This window comes from Synechococcales cyanobacterium T60_A2020_003 (assembly GCA_015272205.1).
Lineage (GTDB): Bacteria > Cyanobacteriota > Cyanobacteriia > RECH01 > RECH01 > JACYMB01.
On the sequence record JACYMB010000073.1, the window covers coordinates 1 to 5305 of the forward strand.

The following is a 5305-nucleotide window of genomic DNA, read 5'->3' on the forward strand; positions in this document are numbered from 1 at the left end:
GGATTCGCAAAGACCACGCCCCGCAGACCATGAGCTTATTGCGACAGATTGCGTTGAATCGGTTGGGGCAGGACAAATCCACCAAAGTGGGCATCAAAGCAAAGCGCAAAAAGGCGGGGGGGATGATGCTTATCTCCGCAAAATCCTTACTCAATGATTTTTATGCGTTTGCCCTACCCTGGATGGATATGTCCTTTTCCCCGTGACAGCCCCCATCTCCCCGGACAAACCCGAAGTCGGTCAATCTAACCTGCGAATTTGGGTCGGGTCGATTGAGTCTAGCCTGTACCGCGTTGTCAGCCGGAATATTGATCCAGATCATCTGTATGTTGCGGTTGCCTCGCTGGACAAGCAAACCGTGATTCTAGCTGGTACTCAGAACCAATCGACTCAGGAAATTCTATTAACCGTTACCGAGCTAGATGCCCAACTCGCGCAACAATCCATCCCGGTGTTAGCTCAAAATTGGACCAACATTATTCATAAAGCCTTGCAGCAGGCCTGGGAAGCTCGGAGCCCTGCCGCTCGGCGACAACAGATGCTTCAGGCTGTTGGCTTGCTTGCTTCCATCTTTGCCATCAGCTTGGGGCTATCGGCAATCCGACGATGGCTCTACCGACTGTTCAAGTGGCGTAAGCAGCATATACATGACTTACCCTCCTCTGAGCCTCCCGATCCCAACACCTATCCAGAGGATAGTGCCGCAGAACTGGTGCGGGACTTTCAGCACAGTCTGGCTCAAAAGCAACGGCAACGGCTTAATATCTGGCTACGTCGGATCTTGCGGCTACTCCAACTGGCTGTCTGGAGTTCGGGTGTTTGTTTGCTGATGCTGATTTTTCCCGAGAGCCGACCGCTGGGATATGAATGGCTCGGCTTCAATCTAAAGCTAGTCATTATTGTGCTTTCAATGGTGCTGTTGGTGCTGTTGGGGCGTTTCCTGATGAATGTCCGACTCACCCAATGGGTCGAAGAAGCGTCCCTAGAACCCGCCGAAATTCAACGAGTCACCTTACGGGCTCCGACCTTAGCGGGGGTTTTTGAAGGCATCATTACCGTGACTGCGTGGATCATCGGCATCGTTTTGTTGATTGATTGGCAACAAATCCCCATCAAGTCTCTCCTCTCCAGTGTGGGTTTACTGGGGGTAGCCTTTGGGTTAGTCTTCCAGAGTCTGTTGAGGGATGGAATCAATGGATTGTTTATTATTTTTGGTGACCAGTATGCAGTCGGAGATACGGTCACTATTGCGGGAATCAATGGCCAAGTGGAACGGATGAGCCTACGGAGTACCAGCATTCGAGGGGCGGGGGGCAGCCTGAACACGGTTCCCCACGGGCAGATCACAACGGTACAGAACCTGACGAAGGACTGGTCACGGGTAGAGATGACGATTCAAATTACCAAAGACTCGGATGCGACCCAGGCAATGCGCATCATGCACCAGGTGGCCGATGAAATGGCTCAGGATCCGGATTGGCAAACCCGGATTTTAGAACTGATTAGTCGGCTGGGGTAAGTCAAGTCAGTGCAACAGGCACCCAAATTTTGATTTGGATCAAAACGATTCGGGCTGAACAATGGAAGGTGGAAGCTGAGTTTAGCCACCGCTTGAAACTCGCATTTGACCAGCAAGACGTTCATATGAGTTAGCCATTTTGACAAGGCTTCCATACTCCCTCTTGGTGTAGCAGGGCTTTAAAGAATTGCCCTGAAACTAGATTTTCATCTTTGGGGATAACACCGCCGCGTCATGGACGATTGGTACTAAGATGCCTGGGCAACGGATGACGCCTCCACGTTCATAATTAGGCTCACGGCGTCCGCCATTGTGTCCACGATATAGTCAGGGCTGTAGGTAGCAAGCTGCTGGCGATCGCGGATTCCAGACAAGACCGCGATCATACGAATTCCGTGGGTTTTCGCGGCGACGATATCTGCCTCGGTGTCGCCAATCATCCAGGTTGAAGACGCAACGGGTAATTCTGCCAGTGCCCGCTCCATTAGAATCGGCTTGTCCTTTACGTCTGCGGTTTTAACGTAGGTATTGCTGAGGCAATAGCGGCGATTCTCAGGGAAAAATCGTCCTAAATCGTAGCGGGTGAAGGCGTCATCTAATTCGCTCACGCGGCGCATCGTCATGACCGCCAGATCAATTCCTTCGGCTTGAATACGCTCTAGGGTTGGGATAGCGCTGGCAATCGGCTGATCGTATTGGAGATAGGGCACGGTGTGCACGGTGTCGCGGCGCAGCTTGGCAAACTGGTTAGACTGATCTTCATCGAGTCCAGAGAGTTGTCCAATTTGGCGTTCGACGGTGCGCGATCGCTTCAACGCCCAGAATTCCGACTTCGAAAGTTCCCGGACAGACTGATCCGGTCGGCGCACCTGCTCAAGACAGAAGCGATACACCTGGTAATAGCGCTCGGAAACGTCCATGATGGGCCCGTCGAAGTCCGTGATAATTCTCAGCATGTTTAAGGTAGTCTGAACTTTGTTTAAGTTTTATTACGTATCATCCTACTCTGGTCGTGAGGTATGGCGCAAATTCCGATAATGCGCATCTTGGGCAGCGAACCTCGATGTTGATGTCAGAAATCTGAGTTGTTTTGCAACGGATTATGGCGGAATGAAACGCATGTTTGCGATTATTGCAGCCGAGCCGAAGCCTCTGGTTTTGGACACTAGAATGGGATTAAACTCCAAAATTCGAGGATCTTTGCGGGTGGCAACCCTGATGGTGTGGCGCATCGCAACCTTTGCTAACCCCTTCATAAACGTCGCTTAAATTTCTTGCTCAACGGTTCTGTGTGTTTCGTTGGAACGGGCAGTCTGTTTTTGTTTCGTGGGATTGGTCGCACCATCATGTTGTCTCTGCAAACGGCTAAGGTATCCGCACAGCAAGGCTCGGACTTGTCCGGTTTGTGATGTTCTGAGTTTCTCTGAGAGCAGACGCAAAGCTCCCCAACATGGCGTTTCGTAACGTAAGGAGATACCACTATGGGGATTGCAACGATTAATCCCGCTACAGGAGAGACGGTTAAAACCTTTGAACCGCTGTCCTCGAGAGAGATTGACCAGGCCATTGAACGGGCGTATCGTACCTTTCAAGATTATCGTCTGACCTCGTTTGAGGCGCGATCGCACTGGTTGAATCGGGCAGCGGAAATTTTGAGCGATCGCAAAACTGAGTTTGGCAAGATCATGACCCTAGAAATGGGGAAAACCTTGGCATCGGCGATCGCGGAGGTGGAGAAGTGTGCTTGGGTTTGTCGGTTCTATGCCGATCAAGCGGAGCAATTTCTCGCGGATGTGGTGATTGAAACGGATGCAAGTCAAAGCTATGTGTCCTATCAGCCGATTGGGATCGTGCTGGCGGTGATGCCGTGGAACTTTCCGTTCTGGCAGGTGTTTCGGTTTGCGGCTCCGGCATTAATGGCTGGGAATGTGGGGTTGCTGAAACATGCCTCGAATGTGCCCCAGTCTGCCCTGGCGATTGAGGAGATTATTCGGGCTGCGGGATTCCCGGAGGGCGCATTTCAGACCTTGCTGATCGGCGCGGATCAGATTAGCCGAGTGATTGATGACGACCGGGTGCGAGCCGCCACCTTAACGGGAAGTGAAGCGGCGGGGGCGAGTTTGGCTTCGGCGGCGGGAAAGCAGATTAAAAAAACGGTTTTGGAGTTGGGCGGCACCGATCCGTTCATTGTTCTGGAAAGTGCGGATCTGGATGCTGCCGCGAAAACCGCAACCACGGCTCGGTTGATTAACAACGGCCAGTCGTGTATTGCGGCGAAGCGCTTTATTGTGCAGGATTCGATCGCGGATGCGTTTCTTGAGAAGCTCGTGGGGCACTATCAGACTCTCAAGATCGGGGATCCATTCCACTCGGATACGGACATTGGCCCCCTTGCTACCCCCTCCATTTTGCAAGAGCTAGATCAGCAAGTGCAGCAATGTGTGAAGCAAGGTGCAACGGTGCGGATTGGTGGGCATTCTATAGATATGGCGTCTAGGGGACAGCCGGAACTTCAGCAGGGGAATTTCTATGCCCCCACGATTCTCAGCGACATTCCACCGGGGACGCCTGCGGATCAAGACGAATTTTTTGGCCCGGTTGCCCTCGTGTTTCGGGTTGCCAATCTGGAGGAAGCCATTCGCGTTGCTAATAGCACTCCCTTAGGATTAGGGGCGAGTGCCTGGACGCAAGTGGATGCTGAGCGCGATCGCCTCATCCGCGACTTAGAGGCGGGCTGCGTTTTTATCAACGGCATGGTGAAGTCCGATCCGCGTCTGCCGTTTGGTGGCATTAAGCGATCGGGCTATGGTCGTGAGTTGGGCATTCAGGGCATCCATGAATTCGTGAATATCAAAACGGTTTGGGTGAAATGAAGGGGCGATCGCGCCAAACTGAACCAAGTCACTTCGGTTTCTCCCCAGGGAACGCCCATTTTGGAGATTGGTCGTTGAGGCATGGTAACTGAGCTTGAATGCTAACCGTTTGCTAGGAGGAGCGCCCCCTCCTTTATGGTCAACCTCGGTGCTGATGCCTCATCCCCCAAGTCTCAAGGGCATAAAGATGCTAGAACTTATTGTTTGAGAGGAGTACCTTGTATGAGCGATATGAACACGGCAGAAATGCTAGTGCGATGTTTGGAAAATGAAGGCGTTGAGTATATTTTTGGGGTGCCGGGTGAAGAAAACCTTCATGTTCTAGAAGCGCTAAAAGAATCCTCGATCCAGTTCATCACCACGCGCCATGAGCAAGGTGCTGCCTTTATGGCTGATGTCTATGGACGACTGACAGGCAAGGCGGGCGTGTGTCTCTCGACGCTGGGGCCAGGGGCAACGAACTTGATGACGGGGGTTGCCGATGCCAATCTCGACCGCGCACCACTGGTGGCAATTACGGGACAGGTGGGTACGGATCGGATGCACATCGAGTCGCATCAATACCTTGATCTGGTGGCGATGTTTGCACCGGTGACGAAGTGGAATGCCCAGATTGTCCGCCCCAGCAACACGCCCGAAATTGTCCGCAAAGCCTTCAAGATTGCCCAAACGGAGAAACCGGGTGCGGTTCATATCGATTTACCGGAAAATATTGCAGCGATGCCAGCGGTTGGGAAGCCCTTGCAGATTGATACCCGTGAGAAAACGTTTGCGGCGTTTAAGAGTCTGGATCGGGCGGCTCAGGCTATTTCCAAGGCTGCTAATCCTATTATTTTGGCAGGGAATGGGGTGTTGCGATCGCACGCCAGCGAAGCGCTGACGGAATTTGCAACGCAGTTCAATATTCCCGTTG

General features: G+C 52.4%; 5 protein-coding genes. 4 read left to right on the plus strand and 1 reads right to left on the minus strand.

From position 1 onward, the window contains the following. Positions 1–29: 29 nt before the first annotated feature. A complete protein-coding gene (locus IGR76_03755) occupies positions 30–206 on the plus strand; it encodes a hypothetical protein (protein ID MBF2077639.1) in 177 nt (58 codons plus the stop codon). Further along, positions 203–1519, plus strand: a complete 1317-nt coding sequence (locus tag IGR76_03760; protein MBF2077640.1) for a mechanosensitive ion channel family protein — start codon at positions 203–205, stop codon at positions 1517–1519. The genes IGR76_03755 and IGR76_03760 overlap by 4 nt, the downstream gene beginning before the upstream one ends. Before the next feature lie 248 nt (positions 1520–1767). Here the strand turns inward: IGR76_03760 and IGR76_03765 are convergent, their stop codons facing one another. Continuing rightward, the gene (locus tag IGR76_03765; GenBank protein ID MBF2077641.1) at positions 1768–2475 is read right to left on the minus strand and encodes an HAD family hydrolase; all 708 of its coding nucleotides are present in this window, start codon (positions 2473–2475) and stop codon (positions 1768–1770) included. 525 nt (positions 2476–3000) lie between these two features. Here IGR76_03765 and IGR76_03770 point away from each other — a divergent pair. Both IGR76_03770 and IGR76_03775 read left to right on the plus strand, forming a co-directional pair. Next, positions 3001–4392, plus strand: a complete 1392-nt coding sequence (locus IGR76_03770) for an NAD-dependent succinate-semialdehyde dehydrogenase (protein MBF2077642.1) — start codon at positions 3001–3003, stop codon at positions 4390–4392. Positions 4393–4614: 222 nt separating this feature from the next. Then, positions 4615–5305, plus strand: a 691-nt coding sequence (locus IGR76_03775; protein ID MBF2077643.1) for an acetolactate synthase large subunit, incomplete at its 3' end; no start/stop codon positions are given.